Origin of the sequence: Streptomyces cadmiisoli (genome assembly GCF_003261055.1) — a bacterium.
In the GTDB taxonomy this organism is placed as follows: Bacteria; Actinomycetota; Actinomycetes; order Streptomycetales; family Streptomycetaceae; genus Streptomyces; species Streptomyces cadmiisoli.
Genome location: NZ_CP030073.1, coordinates 8320516 through 8344662 on the forward strand (window position 1 = coordinate 8320516; position 24147 = coordinate 8344662).

The 24147-nt window shown below is 69.4% G+C and carries 20 protein-coding genes; 11 read left to right on the plus strand and 9 right to left on the minus strand.

Annotated features, from left to right (window positions below; translation table 11 throughout):
• Nucleotides 1–25 precede the first annotated feature (25 nt).
• Genes DN051_RS36580 through DN051_RS36595 form a run of 4 tightly spaced genes read left to right on the plus strand, consistent with a single transcriptional unit; the run spans nucleotide 26 to nucleotide 2658 of the window.
• Entirely contained in the window at nucleotides 26–445 is a 420-nt protein-coding gene (locus tag DN051_RS36580) for a roadblock/LC7 domain-containing protein (RefSeq protein WP_053755937.1), read from the plus strand.
• Nucleotides 442–798: a DUF742 domain-containing protein gene (locus tag DN051_RS36585; protein ID WP_107093751.1), complete on the plus strand. Its 357-nt coding sequence runs from the start codon at nucleotides 442–444 to the stop codon at nucleotides 796–798. Before DN051_RS36580 ends, DN051_RS36585 begins: the two co-directional genes overlap by 4 nt.
• Nucleotides 779–1396 (plus strand): GTP-binding protein, encoded by a 618-nt coding sequence (locus DN051_RS36590; RefSeq protein ID WP_053755936.1) that lies wholly within the window; start codon nucleotides 779–781, stop codon nucleotides 1394–1396. The genes DN051_RS36585 and DN051_RS36590 overlap by 20 nt, the downstream gene beginning before the upstream one ends.
• Entirely contained in the window at nucleotides 1393–2658 is a 1266-nt protein-coding gene (locus tag DN051_RS36595) for a cytochrome P450 (RefSeq protein WP_112441012.1), read from the plus strand. The genes DN051_RS36590 and DN051_RS36595 overlap by 4 nt, the downstream gene beginning before the upstream one ends.
• A 76-nt stretch (nucleotides 2659–2734) precedes the next feature.
• Here the strand turns inward: DN051_RS36595 and DN051_RS36600 are convergent, their stop codons facing one another.
• Nucleotides 2735–3961 carry a cytochrome P450 gene (locus DN051_RS36600; RefSeq protein ID WP_112441014.1) on the minus strand — a complete coding sequence of 409 codons (1227 nt, stop codon included), beginning with the start codon at nucleotides 3959–3961 and terminating at the stop codon, nucleotides 2735–2737.
• 352 nt (nucleotides 3962–4313) lie between these two features.
• Between DN051_RS36600 and DN051_RS36605 the strand changes: the two genes are divergently transcribed.
• The 3 genes from DN051_RS36605 to DN051_RS36615 all read left to right on the plus strand — a co-directional run bounded on the left by DN051_RS36605 (nucleotide 4314) and on the right by DN051_RS36615 (nucleotide 9422).
• Nucleotides 4314–7322: a 3-keto-alpha-glucoside-1,2-lyase-like domain-containing protein gene (locus DN051_RS36605; protein WP_112441016.1), complete on the plus strand. Its 3009-nt coding sequence runs from the start codon at nucleotides 4314–4316 to the stop codon at nucleotides 7320–7322.
• A gap of 163 nt (nucleotides 7323–7485) precedes the next feature.
• Nucleotides 7486–8283 carry an inositol monophosphatase family protein gene (locus tag DN051_RS36610; RefSeq protein WP_199314770.1) on the plus strand — a complete coding sequence of 266 codons (798 nt, stop codon included), beginning with the start codon at nucleotides 7486–7488 and terminating at the stop codon, nucleotides 8281–8283.
• A gap of 149 nt (nucleotides 8284–8432) precedes the next feature.
• Nucleotides 8433–9422, plus strand: coding sequence for a Gfo/Idh/MocA family protein (locus DN051_RS36615; RefSeq protein ID WP_112441020.1), 990 nt, complete (start codon nucleotides 8433–8435; stop codon nucleotides 9420–9422).
• Between the two features lie 123 nt (nucleotides 9423–9545).
• Here DN051_RS36615 and DN051_RS36620 read toward each other — a convergent pair whose 3' ends face one another.
• The 4 genes from DN051_RS36620 to DN051_RS36635 form a co-directional block, all read right to left on the minus strand.
• Nucleotides 9546–11000: a GH1 family beta-glucosidase gene (locus DN051_RS36620; RefSeq protein WP_112442699.1), complete on the minus strand. Its 1455-nt coding sequence runs from the start codon at nucleotides 10998–11000 to the stop codon at nucleotides 9546–9548.
• 83 nt (nucleotides 11001–11083) lie between these two features.
• Nucleotides 11084–11995, minus strand: a complete 912-nt coding sequence (locus DN051_RS36625; RefSeq protein ID WP_112441022.1) for a carbohydrate ABC transporter permease — start codon at nucleotides 11993–11995, stop codon at nucleotides 11084–11086.
• Between the two features lie 16 nt (nucleotides 11996–12011).
• Nucleotides 12012–13028: a carbohydrate ABC transporter permease gene (locus DN051_RS36630; protein ID WP_053755932.1), complete on the minus strand. Its 1017-nt coding sequence runs from the start codon at nucleotides 13026–13028 to the stop codon at nucleotides 12012–12014.
• Between the two features lie 95 nt (nucleotides 13029–13123).
• Entirely contained in the window at nucleotides 13124–14437 is a 1314-nt protein-coding gene (locus DN051_RS36635; protein WP_112441024.1) for an ABC transporter substrate-binding protein, read from the minus strand.
• Nucleotides 14438–14718: 281 nt separating this feature from the next.
• Between DN051_RS36635 and DN051_RS36640 the strand changes: the two genes are divergently transcribed.
• The 3 genes from DN051_RS36640 to DN051_RS36645 all read left to right on the plus strand — a co-directional run bounded on the left by DN051_RS36640 (nucleotide 14719) and on the right by DN051_RS36645 (nucleotide 17909).
• The gene (locus DN051_RS36640; protein ID WP_053755930.1) at nucleotides 14719–15735 is read left to right on the plus strand and encodes a LacI family DNA-binding transcriptional regulator; all 1017 of its coding nucleotides are present in this window, start codon (nucleotides 14719–14721) and stop codon (nucleotides 15733–15735) included.
• 277 nt (nucleotides 15736–16012) lie between these two features.
• Nucleotides 16013–16159: a hypothetical protein gene (locus tag DN051_RS45265; RefSeq protein WP_162625045.1), complete on the plus strand. Its 147-nt coding sequence runs from the start codon at nucleotides 16013–16015 to the stop codon at nucleotides 16157–16159.
• A 397-nt stretch (nucleotides 16160–16556) separates the two neighbouring features.
• A complete protein-coding gene (locus tag DN051_RS36645; RefSeq protein WP_246040719.1) occupies nucleotides 16557–17909 on the plus strand; it encodes a PP2C family protein-serine/threonine phosphatase in 1353 nt (450 codons plus the stop codon).
• A 139-nt stretch (nucleotides 17910–18048) separates the two neighbouring features.
• Here the strand turns inward: DN051_RS36645 and DN051_RS36650 are convergent, their stop codons facing one another.
• The 4 genes from DN051_RS36650 to DN051_RS36665 form a co-directional block, all read right to left on the minus strand.
• Complete coding sequence (locus tag DN051_RS36650) at nucleotides 18049–19209, minus strand: NAD-dependent formate dehydrogenase (RefSeq protein ID WP_112441026.1); 1161 nt, start codon at nucleotides 19207–19209, stop codon at nucleotides 18049–18051.
• A gap of 105 nt (nucleotides 19210–19314) precedes the next feature.
• The gene (locus DN051_RS36655; RefSeq protein ID WP_112441028.1) at nucleotides 19315–20241 is read right to left on the minus strand and encodes a LysR family transcriptional regulator; all 927 of its coding nucleotides are present in this window, start codon (nucleotides 20239–20241) and stop codon (nucleotides 19315–19317) included.
• Nucleotides 20242–20392: 151 nt separating this feature from the next.
• Nucleotides 20393–21637: a methyltransferase domain-containing protein gene (locus tag DN051_RS36660; RefSeq protein ID WP_246040720.1), complete on the minus strand. Its 1245-nt coding sequence runs from the start codon at nucleotides 21635–21637 to the stop codon at nucleotides 20393–20395.
• A gap of 19 nt (nucleotides 21638–21656) precedes the next feature.
• A complete protein-coding gene (locus DN051_RS36665; protein ID WP_112441030.1) occupies nucleotides 21657–22139 on the minus strand; it encodes a molybdopterin-dependent oxidoreductase in 483 nt (160 codons plus the stop codon).
• Between the two features lie 414 nt (nucleotides 22140–22553).
• Between DN051_RS36665 and DN051_RS36670 the strand changes: the two genes are divergently transcribed.
• Nucleotides 22554–23975, plus strand: a complete 1422-nt coding sequence (locus DN051_RS36670; protein ID WP_246040721.1) for a cytochrome P450 — start codon at nucleotides 22554–22556, stop codon at nucleotides 23973–23975.
• Nucleotides 23976–24147 lie beyond the last annotated feature (172 nt).

The window sequence follows — 24147 nt, forward strand, 5'->3', positions numbered from 1 at the left end:
ACCGGTCTATCCCGTCCCGCCTGTCATGGAGACCACTGACAACAGCCTCACCTGGCTCTTGATGAACCTCTTGGAGCGCACTCCGGGCACCCGCCACGCACTGGTCCTGTCCCGGGACGGTCTGAAGCTGTGCTGGACGGAAAATCTGACCCTGGACCAGGCCGACCAGCTGGCGGCCATCTGCTCCGGCATCCAGGCTCTCGCACAGGGCGCCTCAGTGGAGTTCGGCGACGGATCGGCCGGTGTCCGGCACTCCATGACCGAGTTCCACGGAGGCCTGCTGTTCATCGTGGAGGCCGGCCAGGGGGCGCACCTCGCGGTCGTCGCGGAGGAGAGTGCCGACCCGGGTGTGGTCGGCCATCAGATGACCGAGCTGGTCGAGCAGATCGGTGACCATCTGCGGGCAGAACCGCGTACACCGGTCATCCGGGGTGCCTCAACGTGATCCACAAACCCGTGGACATCGGTGTCCCGGACCGGCTCTACACGGTCACGGGTGGGCGCAGCGAAGCCGACGACGGGTTCGACCTCGTGACGTTGATCGTCAGCGAGTGCGAACCCGCGGCCGGGATGCAGTCCGAGCACGCGAGGATCCTCGAGCTGTGCCGTCATCCGACGGCGCTGGTCGAGGTCTCGGCCGAGCTGAAGCTGCCCATCACCGTCGTACGGATCCTTCTCGGCGACCTCCATGCCATGGGCAAGGTGAGCGCCCGTCATCCCCGCGCGGCCGAGTCCGTCGCGGCTCTCCCTGAAACCGCCCTGCTCCAGGAGGTGCTCCATGGGCTCCGCAACCTCTGAGCTGCCCTCCCAGCGCACGCCGCTGGCCGATGCCGCCGAGACCGGCCTGAAGATAGTCGTCGTGGGCGGGTTCGGCGTCGGCAAGACGACCCTCGTCCGCTCGGTCAGCGAGATCCGTCCGCTGAACACCGAGGAGCTGATGACACAGGCGGGGCAGGGTGTCGACGAGACGGCCGGAGTGGAGCGCAAGACCACCACGACCGTCGCATTCGACTTCGGGCGCATCAGCCTGAACGACCGGATGGTGCTCTACCTGTTCGGCGCACCGGGCCAGGAACGCTTCTGGTTCCTGTGGGACCGTCTGTTCTCCGGCACCCTGGGCGCTGTCGTCCTCGTCGACACCCGGCGTATGGCGGACTCCTGGTACGCGATCGACAGGCTCGAACACCACAAGACGCCCTTCGTGGTCGCCGTCAACAGGTTCGACAACGACGACAACCGGTTCTCGCTCGACGAGATCCGCCAGGCCCTGGCGCTCGGCGACCACGTGCCCATGATCGACTGCGACGCGCGGGTCAGGTCCTCGGGCAAGGACGTCCTGATCACCCTCGTGGACCATCTCTACACACTGGCACTCTCCCGGGAGGGGACATCGTGAGCGACCACACCGGCGCCACGTCCACGAACGCGCCTCCGCCGGGCTGCCCCGCGCACGCCTCCGCCGTGCAGCTGGGTGGTCTGGAGTACCAGCAGACGCCCTCCCAGCTGTATCGCACCATGCGCCGCGAGCACGGGTCGGTCGCGCCGGTGCTGCTCGACGGCGACATCCCGGCCTGGCTCGTGCTGGGATATCCCGAGGTCTGCTATGTGACCAGCCATGACGAGCTGTTCGCCCGGGACTCCCGGCGCTGGAACCAGTGGCCGAACATCCCGCCGGACTGGCCCCTGATGCCGTTCGTCGGCCACCAGCCGTCCGTGCTGTTCACCGAGGCGCAGGAGCATCAGCGCCGGGCCGGTGTCATCACACAGGCGCTGGAGGGGGTCGACCAGTTCGAACTGGCCCGTGAGTGCCAGGCGATCGCCGAGCAGTTGATCAGCTCGTTCGCCGGTAGCGGTCAGGCCGAGCTGATGAGCACGTACGCCCACGTCCTGCCGGCCCGCGCGGTGCTGTGGATGTGCGGTGTGCCGCAGGGCAGGGCGGACACGGAGAAGCTCGTCGACGACCTGCGGATCTCGCTCGACGCCGGTGAGGGCGACGACCCGGTGGCGGCGTACATGCGGGTCGGGGCCCGGATCGCGGAGCTGGTCAAGGAGAAGCGGGAGAATCCCGGTCCCGATGTCACCTCGCGGATGCTGCTGGATCCGGCGGGTCTGACCGACGAGGAGATCGTCCAGGACCTGATCTCCGTCATCGCGGCGGCGCAGCAGCCGACCGCGAACTGGATCTGCAACACCCTGCGTCTGCTGCTGACCGACGAGCGCTTCGCGGTCAACGTCTCGGGCGGCCGGGTCAGTGTCGGTGACGCGCTGAACGAGGTCCTGTGGCTGGACACGCCGACCCAGAACTTCATCGGTCGCTGGGCCGTGCGCGACACGCAGTTGGGCGGGCGGCTCATCCGTGAGGGCGACTGTCTCGTGCTCGGCCTCGCGGCCGCGAACACGGACCCGCAGATCTGGCCCGAGTCGCATGTCGGTGCCGAGAACTCCGCGCACCTGTCCTTCAGCAACGGCGAGCACCGCTGCCCCTATCCGGCTCCGCTGCTCGCCGACGTGATGGCGCGTACGGCCGTGGAGACGCTGCTGGAGCGGCTGCCCGACCTGGTGCTGGCCGTCGAGACGGAGAAGCTGACCTGGCGTCCGTCGATCTGGATGCGCGGACTGACGTCCCTGCCGGTGCAGTTCACGCCGGCGGTGCAGTGATCACGCCCTCCGCGGGCCGGTCGGATCCTCGGGATCCCCGGCTCGCGGAGGGCATGCTGCCGCTACCGGTCCGCGGTCAGCCCGTGACCGGGGTGAAGCGCACCGGCAGCGACTGCGGACCGCGGGTGAAGACACCCTGCTCGACCGGGTCGAAGCCGTCGGCGAGACGGAGGTCGGGCATCGCGTCGAGCAGCTGGTTCACACCGGTCTCGACCTCCGCCTTGGCCAGGAGCGCGCCGACGCAGAAGTGCCGGCCGAGCGCGAAGGCGAGATGGTCGGCGGCGGCCGAGAACGCCGACGTCGTGGTGAGGTCGTCGCGGAAGATGTCGAACCGGTCGGGGTCGCTGTAGCGGCGCTCGTCCCGGTTGGCGGCGCCGATGAGGCAGGTCACCGTGGCGCCCTTCGGGATGATGCCACCGGACACCTCGACGTCGGTGGCCGACTGCCGCATGATCATGTGGACCGGCGGGGTGAAGCGCAGCGTCTCCGCAAAGGCCGCGGAGATCAGACTCCGGTCCTCCCGGACCGCCGCCAACTGGTCCGGGTTCACCAGCAGGTTGGCCAGGATGCTGGCAATGGCCTTGTCGGTGGTCTCACCGCCCGCGGCCAGCAGGAGGCTGCAGAACGCCTTGATGTCCTCGTCACTCATCCGGACGCCGTCGACCTCGGCGGCGCAGAGCGAGGACAGGAGGTCGTCACCGAGGTTGTCGCGCCGCTCGCGGATGATCGGGATCATGTACTCGGCGAACTCCACGCGGGTGCGCTCGCCGGCGGCGGTCACCTCGGGGTCGCCGGACAGGTTTCCGAGGAACGCGATCACCGCGGTGTACCAGCGGTGGAAGCGCGCGTGGTCGGCCTTGTCCAAGCCCAGCATGTCCGCGATGACGTTGACCGGGAAGCGGGTGGCGTAGTCGCTGACGATGTCGGCGGAGCCGGACTCCCGGAAGCCGTCGATCAGTTCGCGCGAGTTGCGCTCGATGACCGGCAGGAACTTCTCCTGGAGGTCGCTGCCGCGGAAGGCGGGGGCGACGAGGGCGCGTCGTACCGCATGTTCCCGGCCACTGAGCTGGAGGATCGTCTTGCCGTGAACGGGCTCCAGCTGCCAGTCGTAGTTGTCGGTGGTGAACTCCGACTTCTTGTCCTTGAAGACGCGTTCGACGTCGTCGTAGCGGGAGATGATGTAGCTGTTGGTGGCTTCGTGCCAGATCAGGGGTTCTTTCTCGCGCATCACGGCGTACGCGGGGTAGGGGTTCGCCGCGAACTCGGGCGAAAGGATGTCGGGCGCCTGCTGGGCAGTGGACACGGAACTCCTCGAAATAGACGTGTGCCGTCGAGGAGAAGGTTATTGATCTTTCCTTGGCTCAAACAGTCCAGTCCTGGCCGAAGTTGAGCGCTTGACGGATCTTGTGCACGGCTGCGGTGGTGCCGACCGCTGGACGGGCCGCGTCAACCGGGCGCTCCGGCACGCTCACCGCGCCTCGTCCGCCGTGCTTGTCACCGACGTCGCCGTATCGCGGGGGACTTTGAACACTTCGATGACAAAGTGTGGACATGACAAGCGGAAGTCTCCTATCTTTGCGGCGAAACACGGAGTGCCCGCCGCGGAAGACCGGAACGACATCCGGCACGGTCCGGTCCCCACCACAGGAGGACCAATGCGCCAACGCCTGTTCCCCCTCGTCCGAAGACACCTTGTTCCACTCCTGACGTCAGCAGTCCTGGCCGCCGGTGCCCTGGCCGTCCCGGCGGCCGCAGCCGCTCCCGAGGACATTCCGCCGCAGGAGCCAGGAGTCACGCTGCGCGTGTTCGACGTGCAGACCCCGCTCAGCGAGTTGTGCACCCTCAAGCCCGGACAGACCCCCAACCACGACAAGCTCATGCCGACGGTCGACTGGTCCACGAGCGCCGAGTTCGGCGGGTTCGAGGACCGCTTCGTCACCGAGGCGAGCGGCTACCTGGTGGCACCGCGCGACGGATCGTACGTATTCCGCCTCACCAGCGACGACGGCTCGCGGCTGACCATCGACGGCGACACCGTGATCGACCACGACGGGCTGCACGGAGCCGAGCCGAAGGACGGCGTCGTCCACCTCTCCGCCGGCTCGCACCCGCTGCGCATCGACCACTTCGAGCGCGACGGCGGGCAGCAGCTGCAACTCGCCTGGAAGCCGCCGGGTGAGAGCGACTTCACCGTGGTACCCCGCGAAGCGCTCAGCACGGACGCGGGCGTGGTCCGCGTGACGGCACCGGGCCGCAAGGAGTGCGAGGCGAGCGGCGACAGCCCCGGCGACGGACTTCCGCTCACCTCCGTGCGCCCCGACCTCACCCTCACCGACCTGCGCCCCGACGGTTTCGAACCGCAGGTCAGCGGTATGGACTGGCTGCCCGACGGACGTCTGGCGATCAGTACCTGGGGCGGCAGCGACAACGTTGCCGGAGAGGTGTACCTGCTGGACAACGTCACCGGTGCCACCAGCCGTGACAAGGTCACCGTCGAGAAGGTGGCGAGCGGGCTGCGCGAGCCCATGGGTATCAAGTACGTCGACGGATCCCTGTACGTGTCGCAGAAGCACGAGCTGACCCGGCTGGTCGACCGGGACGGCGACGACGTCACCGACGAGTACCGCACCGTCGCCACCTGGCCCTACGGGGGCAACTTCCACGAGTTCGCGTTCGGTCTGCTGTACCGCGACGGGTACTTCTACGTGAACCTCTCCGTCGCCATCGACCTCGGCGGCGCGACCACGACCCCGCAGCCGGCTCCCGGCCGCGGCACCACGTACAAGGTCAGCAAGAAGACCGGCACCATCAGCCCGGTTGCCGGTGGGCTGCGCACACCCAACGGAATCGGGTGGGGACCGGACGGCAGCCTGTTCACCACCGACAACCAGGGTGGCTGGCTCCCCTCGTCGAAGCTGGTGCAGATCAAGCAGGACCGCTTCTTCAACCACTACACCGAGCCGGCCGGCCCCTTCGAGAAGTCGCCCGTCACCGCACCCGTGCTCTGGCTGCCGCAGAACGAGATCGCCAACTCCCCGTCCACGCCCCTGTATCTGAAGAAGGGCCAGTTCGCGGGGCAGATGCTGATCGGCGACGTCACCTACGGCGGTCTGCAGCGTGCCTACCTGGAGAAGGTCAAGGGTGAGTACCAGGGCGCCGTCTTCCGCTACACACAGGGCCTGGAGGCCGGCGTCAACCGCATCAGCCTCGGTCCCGACGGCGCCGTCTACGTAGGTGGCCTGGGCGCCGACGGCAACTGGGGCCAGGAGGGCAAGCTCAGGTTCGGTCTGCAGAAGCTGACACCCAACGGCGGCAACACCTTCGACATCAAGTCCATGCGCGCCGTACCGGGCGGCTTCGACCTGACGTACACGCAGCCGGTGTCCGCCGAGACCGCCGGGCAGCTCGCCGAGCACTACCGCGCCGAGCAATGGCGCTACACGGCGACCACCGACTACGGAGGTCCGAAGATCGCCGAGCAGCGGCTCGCCGTGCGCTCGGCGACGCTGTCGAAGGACGGCCGCACCGTCCGGCTGATGCTGGACGGCCTGAAGGCCGGACATGTGGTGCACGTCCGTTCCCCGCGTCCCTTCACCTCCGCGTCCGGTGAGTCCCTGTGGAGCACCGAGGCCTGGTACACGCTCAACGCCGTGCCCGGCAAGCAGCCGCCCCCGGCGACGCTGTACGAGGCCGAGGAGGCGCGCCTGGCCGGCAAGGCCGGGATCAACACCGACCACGTCGGCTACTCCGGCAGCGGATTCGTCGACCGGTACGCGATCGAGGGCAAGGTCGCCACGACCTTCGACGTGACGGTGCCGAAGTCGGGCACCTACGACGTGAACCTGCGCTACTCCAACGGCCCCAACCCGTTCCAGGGCACCAAATCCCTCTCCCTGTACGCCAACGGGAAGAAGCTGCGGCAGACGCAACTGCCGTCCACCGGCGACTGGGACTCCTGGTCCACCCGGACCGAGAGCCTGACCCTGCGCGCGGGCAGCAACGAGATCTCGTACCGGTACGACCCCGGCGACACCGGCCACGTCAACCTCGACCTGATCACCGTGCGCCCGCACGGCGCCCAGGTGAACCTCTTCGACGGGACGGCGGACTCGCAGGCTCAGTGGCAGCACACGGACGGCCGGCGCCTGGCATGGCCGCTGGCCGAGGAGAAGTCGATGGAGGTGTGCTGCGGCGACATCCGCACCAAGGACGCCTACCAGGACTTCGCCCTGCACGTGGAGTTCCGCGTGCCGCTGCTGCCCCCGGACGTGACCGGGCAGGACCGAGGCAACAGCGGCATCTTCGTCCAGGACCGCTACGAGCTCCAGATTCTCGACTCCTACGGTGACATCTCCCTCGACACGAACGAGGCCGGGGCGTTCTACCTGAAGAAGGCGCCCGACGTGAACGCGGCCACGGCGCCCGAGACCTGGCAGACGTACGACATCGAGTTCCGTGCGGCCCGATTCGACGACGACGGCAACAAGACCGCCGACGCCCGGGTGACGGTCGTGTGGAACGGCAAGAAGGTGCATGACGACGTCGCCCTCGACGGGCCGACCGCCTCCGGCCGGTCGGAGACGCCCGCCGCGGGTGCGATCCGGTTGCAGGACCACGGCAACAAGGTCCGCTTCCGCAACGTCTGGGTGCGGCCGCTGCAGTGAGCCGCTGACGCACCGCACAGGGCCTGGGGCCGACGGCAGGAGCCGTCGGCCCCAGGCGCATGCGGCGTCCCTGGTTCCCCGACCGCACAGGTTCACCTGGTCGATGAATGGGGGAGACCGGATCGGCTCACGACGCGGAGCGCAGCCCGATACCGTGCACGCCGTGATCAACTCGAATGCGAGCCATGACGATGCCGAGATCGCGGTAGCCGCGGTGCGCGCCGGGGCGGAGGTGGTGCGCGCCAGGTACGGGCAGCGGCTGACCCGCATCGACAAAGGTGCGGGGGATTTCGCCACCGACGCCGATGTCGCGGCTGAGGAAGCGATCCTCGACGTGATCCGTGCGGCTCGGCCCGGGGACGCGGTGCACGGTGAGGAGGGCGGCCGGCGGGGTGCGGATGACGCGGCGCGCCAGTGGTTGGTGGATCCCTTGTGCGGCACCCTCAACTATGCGGTCGGCCACATGCTGGTCGCCGTCAACGTGGCACTGCGCGGCGGTCCGGCCGCGGTGGCCGATCCGTTCACCGGCGAGGTGTTCTTCACCGACGGCGAGAACGCCTGGGTGCGGGGCGACGAGGGCGACACACCGCTGGCGCCGACCGCTGCGACCAAGCTGGTCGACGTGAACCTGGACGCGCCCTTCCCGAGCGCGCCCGGATTCCGGGCCGTGGACCTGCTCGCTCACCCCGGGTTCGTCGCCCGGTTCCGGCCTCGGGTCGTGTCCACGACGCTGGCGCTGGCCTGGGTCGCCACCGGCAGCCGTGCCGCATACGTCACCGATGGCGGTGATCTGACCGGGAGCGTTCACTTCGCCGCCGGAATCGCTCTGTGCCGGGACGCCGGCTGTGTCGTCACCGGGGTCGACGGAGCTCCCGTCGGACAGGCGGGCCGCGGGCTCCTCGTGGCCGCGGACGCCGAGACCCACGGTCTGCTGCTGTCGATGATCCGTGGGCGGGGCTGACGCCGTGACCTCGTGATTTCCGGCGCGCCGAGCGGAGCCCGGGCCTGATGTGGTCGGTACCGGCGTCCCTTGACAACGGGTGGCGCCACACGTGAGCCTGGCACAGCCGGTGGGAACGTTCCCACCGGCCCGCAACAGGAGGAACGCACGTGCACGACCGCTCCATCAGATGGGGAATCCTCGCGACGGGGCCCATGGCCGCAGCATTCACCGAGGACCTGCGCACGATTCCCGGAGCGGACGTCGTCGCCGTCGGCTCCCGCTCCCAGGACTCCGCGCAGGCCTTCGCCGACCGGTTCGCGATCCCCCGTGCCTACGGCAGCTGGCAGGAGCTGGCGGACGACCCCGACATCGACGTCGTCTACGTCGCCACGCCGCACGCACATCATCTGGCCGCCGCCACCGTCTGCCTCGAAGGCGGCAAGGCCGTCCTGTGCGAGAAGCCGTTCGCGCTCAGTCGCGCCCAGACCGAGTCCATGATCGCCACAGCCGGGGACTGCTCCCTGTTCCTGATGGAAGGCATGTGGACGTTCGTCAATCCACTGGTCCGCCGTGCCCAGGAGATGATCGGCGACGGCATGATCGGTGAAGTCGTCTCCGTGCGTGCCGAATTCTCCTCGCGGGCTCCGGTCGTGCCGGGGAGCAGGCTGCGCGACCCGGCGGCCGGGGGCGGCGCGCTGCTCGACATCGGCACCTATCCGGTCTCGTTCGCCCATCTGTTCCTGGGCGCCCCGGACCATGTCTCGGCGTGGGCACACCTCAACGACGCGGGCGTGGACGAGAGCACGGCCATGGTGCTGGGATACGACGGCGGAGCGATGGCCGTGCTGTCCTGCTCCCTGGCGTTCGGCAGCGCCAACGGCGCCGTGGTGTACGGCACTGAGGGCCGTATCGAGTTCCCGTCCGCCTTCTACAACCCCCGGCAGCTCGTGCTCCACCGCGACGGACGGGAGCCGAGGGTCGTGGAGGCGGAACCCCAACTGGGCAACGGCTACGGCTTCCAGGCCGAGGAAGTCATGAGCTGTCTGCGCGAGAAGAAGACCGAGTCCGCGCTCGTTCCACTCCGGACCAGCCTGGACGTGATGAGCACGCTCGACCGGGTCCGTGAACTCGTCGGAGTCCGCTACCCCGGCGAGTGAGGGGACGAGAGCACGGTCGGCGTGAGCCGACCGTGCTCGGCGTGTGCGCGGTCCGAGGAGGGGAAAAGCCGATGGGCCGACGAGCGGTGTGACACCGCCTTCGTCGGCCCATCGGCTTTCGCGTCAGCCCTTCGCGGCGCTGGGCGCGGGCAGCAGGCCCGTCCGGGCGACAGCGCTGTACCAGCGGGCGCTGGCCTTGGGGATGCGCTTGCCGGTGGGGTAGTCGACGTAGACCGCACCGAAGCGCTTGCTGTATCCGTAGCCCCACTCGAAGTTGTCGAGCAGGGACCACAGGAAGTAGCCACGGACGTCGACGCCGGCCTCGATCGCACGGTGCACGGCCGCGAGGTGGCCCTGCAGGTAGTCGATCCGGTCGGGGTCGTTGACGTTGCCCTCGGGGTCGACGTAGTCGTCGAAGGCGGCGCCGTTCTCGGTGATCATGAGGGGCATCTGCGGGAAGTCGCCCTTGACTCGCACCAGCAGGTCGTACAGGCCGGTGGGGTCGACGGCCCAGCCCATCGCGGTGGTGCTGCCCGGAGGCAGGTGGAACGTGACGTCGTCGGCGGCCGGCCAGGGGCTGTGCTCGCTCTTGCCGTGGCCGTCGGAGCCGTGGCTCGTCCCGGACGCACCGCCCGAGACCAGCGTCGGCGTGTAGTAGTTGACGCCGAGGAAGTCCAGCGGCTGGCGGATCTCCTTGAGGTCACCGTCCTGGACGAAGGACCAGTCCGTCAGCGACGCCGTGTCCCGCAGCAGGTCCTCCGGGTAGGCGCCCTGGAGCATCGGACCGGTGAAGACACGGTTGGCCAGCGCGTCGATCCGGCGGGCGGCGTCGACGTCCTGCGCGTCGTCGGTGAACGGCCGCACGTGGTGGATGTTGAGCGTGACCGAGACCTGCGCGTCGGACGGCAGGTTCGCGCGGAGGGCCTGGACGGCCTTGCCGTGACCGAGGTTCAGGTGGTGAGCCGCCCGCAGCGCGGCCACCGGGTCGGTGCGACCCGGCGCGTGGACACCGGAGGAGTAGCCGAGGAACGCGCTGCACCAGGGCTCGTTCAGCGTGATCCAGGTCCGCACCCGGTCGCCCAGTGCCTCGGCAGCCAGGCCCGCGTACTCGGCGAAGCGCTCCGCGGTGACGCGCTCGGGCCAGCCGCCCGCGTCCTCGAGCTCCTGCGGAAGGTCCCAGTGGTAGAGCGTGGCGACGGGCTGGATGTTCTTCTCCAGCAGCTCGTCCGCGAGCTTGCGGTAGAAGTCCAGACCCTTCTGCACGCTCGGGCCGCGGCCCGTCGGCTGGACGCGGGGCCAGGCGATGGAGAAGCGGTACGCGCCCACGCCGAGGTCGGCCATGATGGCGACGTCCTCGCGCCAGCGGTGGTAGTGGTCGGTGGCGGTGTCGCCGGTGTCACCGTTGCGCACCTTGCCCGGGGTGCGGGAGTAGGTGTCCCAGATGGAGGGGGTGCGGCCGTCCAGGGTGGCGGCGCCCTCGATCTGGTAGGCGGCGGTGGCGGTGCCCCAGGTGAACGACGGGGGGAACGAGAGTGCGGCGGGTGCCTCGGACGGGGACAGGTCATGTCCAGCGGCGATTACCACGAGGGTCCTTCCGGAAGTGCAGTCAACAAGTGGGGGAGGGGGAGAGGAAGAAGGGGCACGGCGAACGCGGGGTCGCCCTAGCCCTTGACCGCTCCCTGCATGATGCCGCCGACGATCTGGCGTCCGAAGACGATGAACATCGCGAGCAGGGGGAGGGTGCCGAGCAGCGCACCGGCCATGATCAGGGACTGGTCGCGGACATAACCTGCGCTGAGCTGGGTGAGCGCGACGGGGACCGTCGGGTTGGTCATGTCCAGGACGATGAACGGCCAGAAGAAGTCGTTCCAGGCGTGCACGAACGTGATCATGAACAGGACCGCCATCGCGGGCCGTGCGACCGGCAGGACGATGCTCCAGAAGATGCGCAGCGAGTGCGCGCCGTCCACTCGGCCGGCTTCGATGAGTTCGTCGGGTAGCGCGTCGGCCAGATACTGGCGCATGAAGAAGACGCCTACCGCGCTGACCAGTGTCGGGAAGATGACGGCGGGCAGCTTCTGGCCCCAGCCCAGGTCGGTCATCAGCAGGAACAGCGGCACGACCGCGAGCTGCGGCGGCACCAGCATCGTTCCGATGACCAGCGTGAGAGCGATGTTGCGGCCCTTGAAGCGCAGCTTGGCGAAGGCGAAACCGGCGAGCGTGGCGAACAGGACCGTGGACGTGGCGATGGTGCCCGCCACGATCATGCTGTTCACCATGGCCTTGCCCAGCGCCGCGTCCTGCCAGGCCTTGCCCAGGTTCTCGAACAGGTGCGGACCGGGCAGGAAGGGCGGCGGGGTCTGCGTCACACGCGTGTTGTCAGTGGACGCCGCCACCATCGTCCAGTACAGCGGGAAGATCGACAGTACTGCCGCGACGGCGAGCAGGATGTAGGTGGCGGGACCCGCGTGGTGCTGGCGCCCCGCGCCGACCCGCCCGGGTATCCGGAGGCGGCGCTTGCTGGGCGAGGTCCGTGTCACGTCCTGGCGGGCTTGGAGGGTGTCGGTGGTCATGATGGGCATCTCCTGGTCAGGACGAGCGCGCCGCGAGCCGCTTGAGCAGGCGCTGAACGGCGAAGATGAGGATGAGCAGCAGGAACATCGCCCACGCCACCGTGGCCGCACGGCCCATCTGGTAGTTCTTCCAGCCCTCCTCGTAGAGCAGCAGTCCGAGGGTCTGGTACTGGTTGTCCGCTCCACCGGTGATGCCGTTCGGCCCCTGGCCGAAGATGAGGGGCTCGCCGAAGAGCTGCGTGGAGCCGATCGTGGAGAGCACGATCGTGAAGACGATCGTGGGCCGGATACCGGGAATGGTGACCTTCAGGAACTGCTGCCAGCGCGAGGCGCCGTCGATCGCGGCGGCCTCGTAGCGGTCCAGCGGGATCGCCTGCATGGCCGCCAGGTACAGCAGGGCGTTGTAGCCGGTCCAGCGCCAGATGACGATCGTGGAGATCGCGAACTGCGCCGCCCACTTGTTGCCCTCCCAGTCGACGTTGTCGACACCGATCAGGCTCAGCATCCAGTTGATCATGCCGAAGTCGCGCTCGAAGAGCATCGTGAACACGAGCGCCGCGGCACCCACCGACGTCGCGTACGGCGTCAGGGCGGCCACGCGGAAGAACGTCGATCCGCGCAACCGGTAGTTGAGGAGGTGCGCGAGTCCGAGCGCCATGAGCAGCTGCGGAACGGCGGAGAGCACACCGATGGTGAAGGTGTTGCCCAGGGCGTTCCAGAAGCGGTCGTCCTTCGCCAGTTCGATGAAGTTGTCGAACCCCACCCACTCCATGAGGTCCATGGAGGCGAGTTCGGCGCGGTGCAGCGAGATCCAGGCCGTGTAGATGAGGGGGTAAAGGCTGAATGCGGCGAAGACGACGAAGAACGGGCCGATGAAGGCGTACGGTGCCCCCTTCACGTCCAGGCGGTGGAGGACTGTGCTCCACCGGTTGTTCTTCGTTGTCTGCTGGCGCCCGCCGCCGGGTCGGGCAGGGCCGGCCGGCTCTTTGGTGGGCCGATCGCCGGCCGCCGCAGGTGAGGTCTGAGTGGCCACCAGGGGTCCTTACGTGAAAGGTGATCGGGCTGGGTGTGCCTCAGCGGCCGGCGCGCACGCGCAGGTGCGCGCCGGCCGCCGAAGCTCGGGGCACGTCAGCCGACGGCCTTCTCGATGCGCTCGTCCGTGGTGGCCCAGGCCTTCTCGGGGCTCTGGTTCTGGGACTCGATCAGGGTCAGACCCTGCGAGAAGATGTCCTTGATCGTTCCGTCCTTGCGGCCCAGCACCTGCTCGTCCGGGATCTCCTGGGCGGCGGCACCGAAGATCTGGCCGATCGGGGCACCGCTGAAGTACTCGGACTTCGCGTTCGCCACCTCGGGCGCCTCAAGCGCCTTCTGCGAGGACGGGAAGTTGCCGATCTTCTCGAAGAGGCGGGCCTGCTGCTCCGGCGCGGTCAGCCAGGCGACGAGCTTCTTGGCCTCTTCCTGGACGGGGCTCTTCTCCATGACGCCGAGGAAGGAGCCACCCCAGTTGGCGCCCTTGGGAGCCTTGGCGACGTCCCACTTGCCCTTGTTCTGGTCGCCGGCCTTCTCGCTGATGTGGGCGAGCATCCAGGCCGGGCACACGGTGGTGGCGAAGGTGCTGTTCGCCAGTCCCGGGTCCCAGCCGGGCTGGAACTGACGCAGCTTCGCGGTCAGGCCCGAGGTCGCGGCCTCGGAGGCCAGGTTCCAGGCCTCCTTGATGACGGGGCTGTCCTTGTAGATCAGCTCCCCGTTCTTGTCGTAGAACTGCTCCGAGTTGCCGTAGATCATGGCGTTGAACAGGCCGCTGGAGCTGTCCATGAAGGCGACCTTGTCGCCCTTGTAGTCCTTCTTGAAGGTCTTGCCGGCCTCGACGAACTTCGACCAGTCACCGTCCCACAGCTTGGCGACTTCCTCGCGGTCGGTGGGCAGGCCGGCCTTCTCGAACATGTCCTTGCGGTAGCACACGGCCATCGGGCCGATGTCCGTGCCGAGACCGATGACCTTGTCGTCCTTGCCGGTGACCTGGCTCAGCTTCCACGGCAGGAAGTGGTCGTTGCCGGACACCTTGGACAGGTCGACGAACTTGTCGGCCTGGGTGTCGACGAGCTCCTTGGCGCGCCCGATCTCGATGCCCTGGATGTCCTTCAGGCCGCTGCCGGCCGCGAGGTGCGTCTGCAGAGCCGTGTAGTACGTCTGCTCGTCGCCCGCGATCTCGGCCTCGATGCGCACGTTCGGGTTGAGCTTCATGTACTCCTCAAGGAGCCCGGTCTCCTTGAAGCCCATCACACCGAACAGTCCCATGGTGATCGTGGTCTTGCCGTCCTTGACGCCTCCACCGGTCCCACCGGAGTCGCTGCCTCCGCAGGCGGAGAGGAGACCGAGAGCTGCCACGGCCGATATGACGGCGGTGCCTCTCGTACGCAGCAGATTCCGGGTGATCTTCATGTCTTTGTCCTCTCAGGCGGCGGCGCCGACGCACCGAGTACGGGCCAGACGTCGTGACGACCGGCCCGAGCAGATTGTGGGAACGTACCCATACGCGGTGGGAACGTTCCCACCGGACGCCGGAAGATTGGCGCTTCAACAAGGCTTGTGTCAAGAACTTGAAGCCATTTCGTTGCCAGAAGGTGTCGCGGACGAACATCCCGCACCGGCTGGCCGGCGCAGGATTCTGGCACAATGCGCTGGCGAACGGCGGAAAACGCCGGTCGGACGAGGAGAGGGACATGGGGGCACAGCAGCGGCCGACGATCAAAACCGTGGCAGCTCGGGCGGGTGTGGGGCGGACCACGGTTTCAAGGGTCATCAACGGATCGACCCTCGTCAGCGACGAGGCGAAGGCCGCCGTGCTCGCGGCGATAGCGGAACTGAACTACGTACCGAACTCCGTCGCCCGGGGCCTGGTGACGCGGCGTACCAACTCCGTCGCCCTGGTCATCCCGGAGGCCGAGAGCAGGCTCGGCTCGGAGCCCTACTTCGCCGGAGTGATCAGGGGCGTGAGCACTGTCCTGGGGGCGACGAGGACGCAGCTCCAGCTCATGCTGGTCCGTGACCGGGGGGAACGCGACCAGCTCACGGACAGTGTCGCGGAGCGTAGGGTGGACGGCGTGCTCCTGGTCTCGGTGCACGAGCACGACCCGCTGCCCGGCATCCTGGAGAACCTGGGTCTGCCCACCGTGCTGGCGGGCCGCCGCTCGCCCACCGAGTCCCTGAGCCATGCCGTCTCGGACAACCTGGGCGGCGGCAGGGAGGCGGGACGCCACCTGATCTCGCGCGGCCGCACGTCGATCGCCACCATCGCCGGGCCGCTCGACATGGACGTCTCCCGCGGTCGGCTGCGCGGGTGGAAGACGGCTCTGGAGGAGGCGGGCATGACGCCCGACGAGCGATTGATCGCCTCGGCCGACTTCACCGAGGACGGCGGGATGCTCGCCATGCGTTCGTTGCTTGAACGCGCCCCGCACCTCGACGCGGTCTTCGCGGCATCGGACGTCATGGCTGCCGGAGCCATGCTCGAACTACGGCGGCAGGGACGGCGCGTGCCGGAGGACGTCGCCGTCGTCGGATTCGACGACTCACCGGTCGCTCGCTATGCCTTTCCCTCGATGACGAGCGTGAGCCAGCCGGTCGAGGAGATCGGCTCGACCATCGCCCGGATCCTCCTCGACGAGATCGCCGATCCCACGACACCGCGGCGCCAGGTGGTTCTGCCCACCGAGTTGGTCGTGCGCGACTCCTCCTGACCGCCGCGGCCCGCCCGGACCGGGCAGTGGACCGGCGGGACCGGGCAGTGGACCGGCGGGATCGGGCAGTGCCCTGCCGGGAGTTCGCGGGTCCGCGCCCTGGTCCGTGGCGCGGGTGATGTTCTCGGAGACGGCGTCGATGAAGCGGGCGCCGGTGTGTCTGGTTGCATCAGTGCAGTAGTGAACGTCGCCTCGTCCTCGTCCTCGTTCTCGCGCGGGGCTTCGGCGCCGCGTCCGTAGGTCGGCGGAGGCAGGGCATGCGCTCGGGAGCCACTTGGTGGCGGCGATGGGCGCGGCCTTCGGTGGGGGCTTCGCGCCCGGCGTCGCGGACTGCTGGTTCGTGGTCCTCGGCGTCTCCGGTACGGTGTTCGTTCCCTTGCGTCTCATTGCAACGAGCGGTGTTGCGATCAATGCGTTGCCTTGAGGGTCATTGCAACTTTCCAATGCGCTGAACTGCTTCTGTGGCTGCTGCTTGCAATGGCAAGGCTGTTAGATCTGTGCGTGCAAAGTAGTGTTTCCGAATTCGGAAACACTGCCTGTCCTGCTCGGAGATGTCGGCCGGAGCCGCGACGTGAAGCCGGCGGAGCGGACCCGGGTCGTATACGGCGACGGCGGTGTGCGGGTCGAGGTCCCCGCGGTGCTCAGGACCACCGGTGCCCTGCCTTCTCTCGTGGGCCCGGAAGCTCTTGGTCGTGCTGTGGTCACTGACGGGCCGTCGGCCGGTGACATGCCGCTGTTGGGTGAATGGAAGGAGGCGGGGGGTGTGTGGGGGAGGCTGATGCGGTGTCTCGTTCATTGCTGAGGTCGGGGGCCGGTCGTCGGTGACGGAGGGCTCGGAGGGCGTTCCGTCGGAGCGCAAGCTGCGGTTGGGTACGGAGCTGGCGCAGATCGCTGAGCAGCTGGTGGTGTTGGCGCGGGGGCAGAACCGGCTGCACGAGCTGTACGAGGCGGTCATCAGCCGGGACCAGGATCTGTCCGATGTGCTGGAACTCATCGTGCGGACGGCGATGGATCTGGTCGGTGCCCGCTACGGAGCACTGGGCGTGCTGGACGACTCGGGTGAACGGTTGCGCGAGTTCATCCCGATGGGTCTTTCCGAAGCCGAGACCCGAGCCCTGGCAGGGGTGGGGCTGCCGGCGGGGCGGGGACTGCTCGGCTACCTGATCAGTCACCCCGAGCCGGTCAGGGTCGAGGACATCTCCGCGCATCCCGCCTCGGTCGGGTTCCCGCCCGGGCATCCGCCGATGCACGGCATGGTGGGCGCCGCGGTCAGTATTCGCGGGCGGGTCTACGGCAACCTGTACCTGTGCGAGCGGCATGACGGGCGTCCGTTCGACTCTCACGACGAGGCGATGATCGCGTCCTTCGCCGAGGCCGCCGGCCTCGCCATCGACGACGCCTCGCTGATGCGTCAGACCCGGATGGACGCCGAGCAGTTCCAGCGGATGCTCCTGCCCCGGCTGACGGACCTGCACCCCTTCCGGACCGCTGCGGTCTACCGGCCCGCGACGAGGCCCCGCCACATCGGCGGAGACTGGTACGACGCCGTACGGTTGCCCGGTGGCGCCGTCGCCGCGGTCATCGGTGACGTGGTGGGGCATGACCTGCAGGCCGCCGCCGCGATGGCTCAGACGCGCAACATGCTCCTCGCTCTCCTGCACAACAACATCGCCGACGGTCCCGCGGATGTGCTTTCCGCCCTGGAGAGCACAGTGGAGGACCTCACCGCGAATCCCGTCACGACCGTGTGCCTCGCCTACTTCGAGCCCGTACCCCCGGTCGACGCGCACGTGCCCCGCTTCCGGCTGCGCTGGAGCACGGCCGGTCACCCCCCGCCTCTTCTCCTCACCCCCGACGGCGGCACCCGCTACCTGGCCGCGCAACCCGATCTGCCGCTCGGAGTCGACGCCGAGGTGCCCCGCCGCGAGCACACCCACCCCGTCCCTCCCGGAAGCACCGTGATCTTCTACACCGACGGCGTCACCGAACACCCCGACCATCCCCTCGACCAGACCATGGCCCGCCTGGCCGCACTCGCCGGCACGCACGCGGATCTGCCGCTGGAGGACCTGATCCACGAACTCGCCGACCAGCACCCGAGTGACGGCCACGACGACATGGCCCTCCTGGCCGTCAAGGCGCCCTCATGGACACAGGCCGACGGGGGGCGGTAGCGCAACCGGGCAGGCACACACCGGAACCCGGGTGGGCCCGCGGCGTTCGGCTCGGAGCCGCCGCCCGGTTGACGTGCCGAAGCCGATGGATGTGCGCTTCGATCGCGTCCGGGCGTTGCGGGCGGCGGCCCCAGGGCCCCTACTTCGTCACCGAGTAGGAGTGCGCGCCCGTCCCGGCCAGGGCGCCGCCGTCGACGATGAGGTACTCCTCGCGGATCGGGCGGCCCCCGAACCAGTTCTCCAGGATCTCCCGGGTGCCGGCCGCGTAGCGGGCCTGGGCGGACAGGGATGAGCCGGAGATGTGGGGTGTCATACCGTGGTGCGGCATGGTGCGCCAGGGGTGGTCGGCCGGGGCAGGCTGCGGGTACCAGACGTCCCCCGCGTACCCGGCCAGCCGGCCGCCGCGCAGGGCACGGTCGACGGCGTCCCGGTCGACGATCCTCGCCCGCGCCGTGTTGATCAGGTAGGCCCCCCGCTTCATCGTCGCCAGCAGGTCGTCGCCGAAGAGGCCCTCGGTCTCCGGGTGCAGGGGCGCGTTGATGGTGACGACGTCGCAGTGCGGGACCATCTCGGCGGTGGTCGCGTGGAAGGTCAGGCCCAGTTCCTCCTCGACCTCGCGCGGCAGCCGGTGACGGTCGGTGTAATGCAGCTTCACGTCGAACGGCGCGAGGCGGCGCAGTACGGCGATACCGATGCGGCCGGCGGCGACCGTACCGACGTGCATGCCCTCGAGGTCGTACGAGCGGGCCACGCAGTCGGCGATGTTCCAGCCGCCGTCGAGGACAACCTGGTGCGCGGGCAGGTAGTTGCGCACGAGCGACAGGGTCATCATCACCACGTGCTCGGCGACGCTGATGCTGTTGCAGTACGTCACTTCGGCGACGGTCACGCCGTGGGCGATCGCCGCGTCCAGGTCGACGTGGTCGGAGCCGATGCCCGCGGTGACCGCCAGTTTCAGGTTCTTCGCGGCGGCGATGCGCTCCGCCGTCAGATACGCCGGCCAGAACGGCTGCGAGATGACGACGTCGGCGTCGGCCAGCTCCCGGTCGAACGTCGAGCTCGCGCCTTCCTTGTCGGAGGTGACGACGAGGGTGTGTCCGGCCTTCTCCAGGTAGCCGCGCAGGCCGAGTTCGCCGGAGACGCTGCCGAGCAGGCGGCCGGGGGTGAAGTCGATCGCCTCGGGGGTGGGCGTGGTCTGGCCGCCGGGGTAGCGGTCGACCGCGGGGAGGTCGTCGCGGGCGTACTCGGTCGGGTATCCGTCGGTGGGGTCGTCGTAGAGAACGCAAAGCACCTTGGCCATGTCACGGCTCCTCAACTGGCGTTGCGGGAAGGTGCAGTTCACGATCCTCGCGGGCGTTCGCCCAGGTCAAAGCAATCCTTGCTATCGCTGCATAGGCGGCGGCTATCAGCCCAGCAGATAGGTCCGCAGCAGTTCGTCCAGGGCGTCGCGCAGCCCCGCATCCCGGGCCACCTTCAACAGCGCCTCCGCCACGACGGACTGGGGTTCGCTCCTGAGGACGACCAGTCCGACCCTCGGGCCGTGCGCCGGACCCTCCAACGGCACCACCCGCATCCCCTCGGGCACCCCGAACATGTGCAGCCAGGCGTGCGAGATCACGCTGGACCAGCGGCCGCCGGGCAGATGGGCGTAGAGGCCCGCGACGCTGTCCGACTCGATCGCGGGAGTGGCGGTGGCTTCGTCGGCGGCGAAACACTCGTCGATGATCCGCCGGTTGCGCATCCGCGGCGACAGCAGGCACAGCGGCAGAGCGGCGGCCTGCGACCACCGGGCCGTTTCGCAGGTGCCCAGTGGTCCGTCCACCGGGGTGAGGAGCACGTACCGCTCCTCGTAGAGCGGGAAGCGGCGGACCTGGCGCAGTGTGTCGTCGTCCAGGTAGGTCATCGCGGCGTCCAGTTCGAACTCCGCGAGGCCGTGTCCGATGTCCGACGACGACAGTGACTCCAGGGCCACTCCCGCATGCGGGTGGCGGTCGCAGAACGGTGTGGTCAGAAGGGAGGCCACGGGCAGTGCCGTCGGGACGACACCCAGCCGGAGCGTCCCGGTCAGGCCGCCGCGCAGTGCCGACAGTTCCTGCCGCAGCGCGTCCTGCTCGGCCAGCATGCGGTGCGCCCACGCCAGCACCACTTCGCCCTCGGGGGTCAGCCCCTCGTACCGTCGCCCCCTGCGCACGATCGGCACGTTCAGCTCGCTCTCCAACCGGCGTATCGCCGCCGACAGGGACGGTTGCGACACATAGCAGGCGGCTGCGGCGCGGGCGAAGTGCCGTTCCCTGGCGAGCGCGACGAGGTACTCCAGTTGACGCAGCAGCATCCACGACCTCCGTGGCACGAGGGACGGCTGGGGTTGTGCGGTGCCGAGCTGCGGCGCGGTCCTGGCCACGAGTCCGGCGAGGTCGGGTCCGGAGACCGTGTGCGTCGCCGCTTCCTGTGCGCCGACCTACGACAGGCCCGGTGAGACCGCATCATCCGCCGCCGCGGACCGCGCGTGCCAGGAAGTGGTGCCGGGCGTCCTCGTAGCAGTCGAGGCGCCAGCCCGCGGCCTCCAGGGCGGGGCGCAGTTTCTCCTCGGCCAGCGGATCGTCGGGGTCGAGGGGGCGTCCGTGCCGGGCGGCGCGTTCGGCACGGCCCGACGGGTGAAAGAGCAGCAGGACACCGCTCGGTGCGGTCACCCTCGCCCACTCCGCGAGCGCCGCCGCCGGGTCGGGAACGTGGTTGATCAGGCCCGCACTGAACACGCCGTCCACCGCTCCGGCAGACAGCGGCAGGCGGCCGGCGTCGGCCAGAAGGAGGCGTGCGTGGCGCGCATGGGCCGCGCCGGCGGTCAGCATCGCCGGGGTGACGTCCACGCCCAGGACGAGGCCCCGCTCGCCGACCTCGGCGCGCAGCGCCGGCAGGGCCCGGCCGCTGCCGCAGCCGACGTTCAGGGCGCGCAGGCCCGGGCGCAGTCCCATCCGGGCGACGGCCGCCGCGTAGGCGGGGTTGTCGGCGGCGTCCTCCCAGGTGGCCGCCCGAGGGATGAAGTAGGTTCGTGTGGCCGTGCGCACGGCACGGGCCGCGACGAGAGCGGCGAAGCGCGTCGACACTCCGGCACAGTGTCCGGCGAGCCGCGCGGGCGCGGCGGTGGCAGGCTCGACGAACTCCGACGCGTCGACCCGCTCGTCCCCGCCCACGGTGCACCACCGTACGCCCCAGGCCGAGCCGCCGATCCGGAACGCCTGCGCCGGGTCGCGGTCGCAGGACGCGAGCAGGACGGCCCGCGCGGGCAGTTCGATCGTGTCGCGGTGGGGGCGGGGCACGGCCGGCTGTGCGGGGAAGCCGGTGAAGACCGGGTCTGCAGCCGTCGAACGGCGCACGCCGCCGCAGCCGATGCCCCGACCGGTGACGCGGAGGGTTTTCCCGCCCGCCGCCACCGCCAGCAGTCGCGCCACTTGGCCCACTGCGAGCAGCGGCACCTCGGCCTCCAGCGCGGCCCGCACCAGCGCCAGTACCCCGGCGGAGCCGGAAAGGTCCTCCTGGGCGTCCGCCGGCCCGCCCAGCACCACGAGGGCGGCCGCGCCGTCCAGTGTGTCCGGCACCGGGTCGCCCGCCCACATGCGGCATGCCCGCACCGCCAGACCGGCCGCCTCCAGCGCGCTGCGGACGGCGTCCGTGCCGCGCTGCGGGGTGTGTTCCAGTGCCAGGACCTGCGCCGCCGGGCCGTCCTTCACCGTGGTCCTCTCGTCGCCGTCAGGTCCAGGCGGAGTAGCCGCCGTCCACGCGGATGGCGTCGATGCCGCTGATGTGGCGCGCGCCGCAGCGGTCCTGGGGCAGGACGAGTTGCGGGCCCGCGCGGTCGAGCGGAGCGTCGTCCAGGGTGACCGCCAGGAGGACGGGCGCCCGGCCGAAGTCCGGGTCGATCTCCGCCCAGGAGAGCACAGTGAGGTGTCCGTCCACACCGTGCACGGCGATGAGGAAGCGCAGACGGTCCTTGCGGCGAGTGGGGTCGAAAGCGGGACCGGCGTGCGTGAGGACATCGTGCAGCAGCGGCCCCGTGAAGCGGTGATGTTGCACACCGTCGGTGGCGCACTCGAAGCTGACGTCGGCCCGGTGCTGGGGCCAGGCCAGTAGATCGGGCACCGTCAGCCGGGTCGGACGGAACAGGTCGCCGGTGAGGACGACCTCCGCCGCTGCGCCGGCGGCCGTGCGGGCGGCTTCAAGGGTCTCGCTCACGCGCCACCACCTCCCGAATAACCGTACCCGGACACCCCTGCCATGCAAACGCACATGCCAAGCTCTATGATCCGTTGGTCTGGCTCATGCAATGGAACAGGGGGATTATTCCTTGCATCTGCGCATCTCGCCTACGCTCCCGGTGTCCTTCCCGTCGTGGCGCCTCGCGGTGGGATGCTGCGCAGCCGTGCGACCCGACCCCGGTGGTCGGCTCGGCTGCGGACGAACCGGGCTGCCGCGCTACGCAACGCTGTCCGGCAGCTGCCGGAAAGGGGTACGGAGGCCTCGCCGGTGCGTGCAGCGGGTGAGGTCTCCGGCGGGTACGACCCGGTGATCGTCATGTCGCCGCATCCCGCGGCGTGATCTTGGGCAGGCATCGGCCGCAACCCCCACGCACACGAGGAGGCCCAGATCGTGACTGCCTCTCACGCCATACCCACCCCCACACCGGCCGCGCCCGGCAGCCTGCCCTTCCTCGGGCATGCGCACCGACTCGCCCGCGACCCCCTGCCGTTCATCACCTCACTGCGCCGGCACGGCGACGTCGTGCGCATCCGCATCGGGCCGACCCCGGCCTACGTGGTGACCGATCCGGCGCTCACCCGCCGGGTCCTGGTCACCGATGCCGCGCGCTTCGCCAAGGGCGGCAAGATCATCGACGCGCTGAGCGTGTTCTTCGGCGACGGGCTGGCCACCGTCGCCGACGGCGACACCCACCTGCGCAACCGCCGCCTGATGCAGCCGATGTTCAACAAGGCGCACATCGCCACCCGCGGGTCCGCCATGATCGACCAGGTGCGCACGATGGTCGGTTCGTGGCGCGAAGGTGAACACCGCGACGTGTGCGCCGACATGAACGACATCACCCTCGCCGCTTTCCTCGTCGCCCTTTTCGGCACGGACCTTCCGGCCCATCTGCGGGCCGAGTTCACCTCGCTCATGCCGGCGATCATGAAAGGGACCATCCGTCGGACGATCCTGCCTTCCTGGATCAACCGACTGCCGCTGCCGGCCAACCGTGCGCACGCCGAGCGCGTGGCACAGCTGCGTGCCCTCATCGACCAGGCCATCGACCACCGCGGCAGGCAGGAGCCGGATCGGGCGTCCGGAACCGTCGACGCCCCGGACCGGCCCGCAGGATGCCCCCACGTCGCGGGGGCCCAGGACGAGGCGGGCCTGTTCACCACGCTGCTGACCGCGGAAGCCGGGCTGTCGCGCCGGCAACTGCAGGATGAGGCCATCACGCTGCTGACCGGAGCCATCGAGACCACCGGGACCACTTTGGCCTGGACGCTCTACGAGCTCACCCGGCACCCCGAGATCGAACGACGGCTGCGTGCCGAACTCGCCGCCGTGTGCGGTGACCGGCCGCTGCGCCAGGAGGATCTCGACCGCCTGCCTTACGCCCGCCAGGTGTTGCGGGAAGCGGTCCGCAAATACGGGCCGGCCTGGATGGTGACGCGGACCGCCATCTGCGACATCGACCTCGGCGGCCACCGCATCCCGCGGGGCGCGGATGTCGTCTGGAGCCCGTATCTGCACCAGCACGACCCCGAGTACTTTCCCGAGCCGAGCACGTTCGACCCCGACCGCTGGGGTCCCGACCGCGTCCAGGCCACCCGCGGCTCCTTCTACGCCTTCGGCGACGGCCGTCGTAAGTGCATCGGCGAGAGCTTCGCCTGGATCGAACTGCAGATCATCCTGGCGACCGTCCTCCAGCGCTGGCCGAACTTCCGTCTCGCCTCGCGGCCCCCGCGTCCCCAGGCCGTTGTCACGGTCAAGCCCGACGTCATGACGATGACGTACCGGAGCATCGTGTCCTCGCCGGAGTCCTGAGCAGTGACCGGCGCTCCTGACCCGCGCAGGTCCGGTGTCGGCGGCGCCACGAGCTGACCGCGAAGACGGGTATGCCGGCCGGCCCCCGGGGTTTCCGGGGGCCGGCCGGCGGCGGGCCGTCGACGGCGAGGCCGCAAGTCGCGGCCTTCGCGCGCCGGTCGTGCGCGCGGGG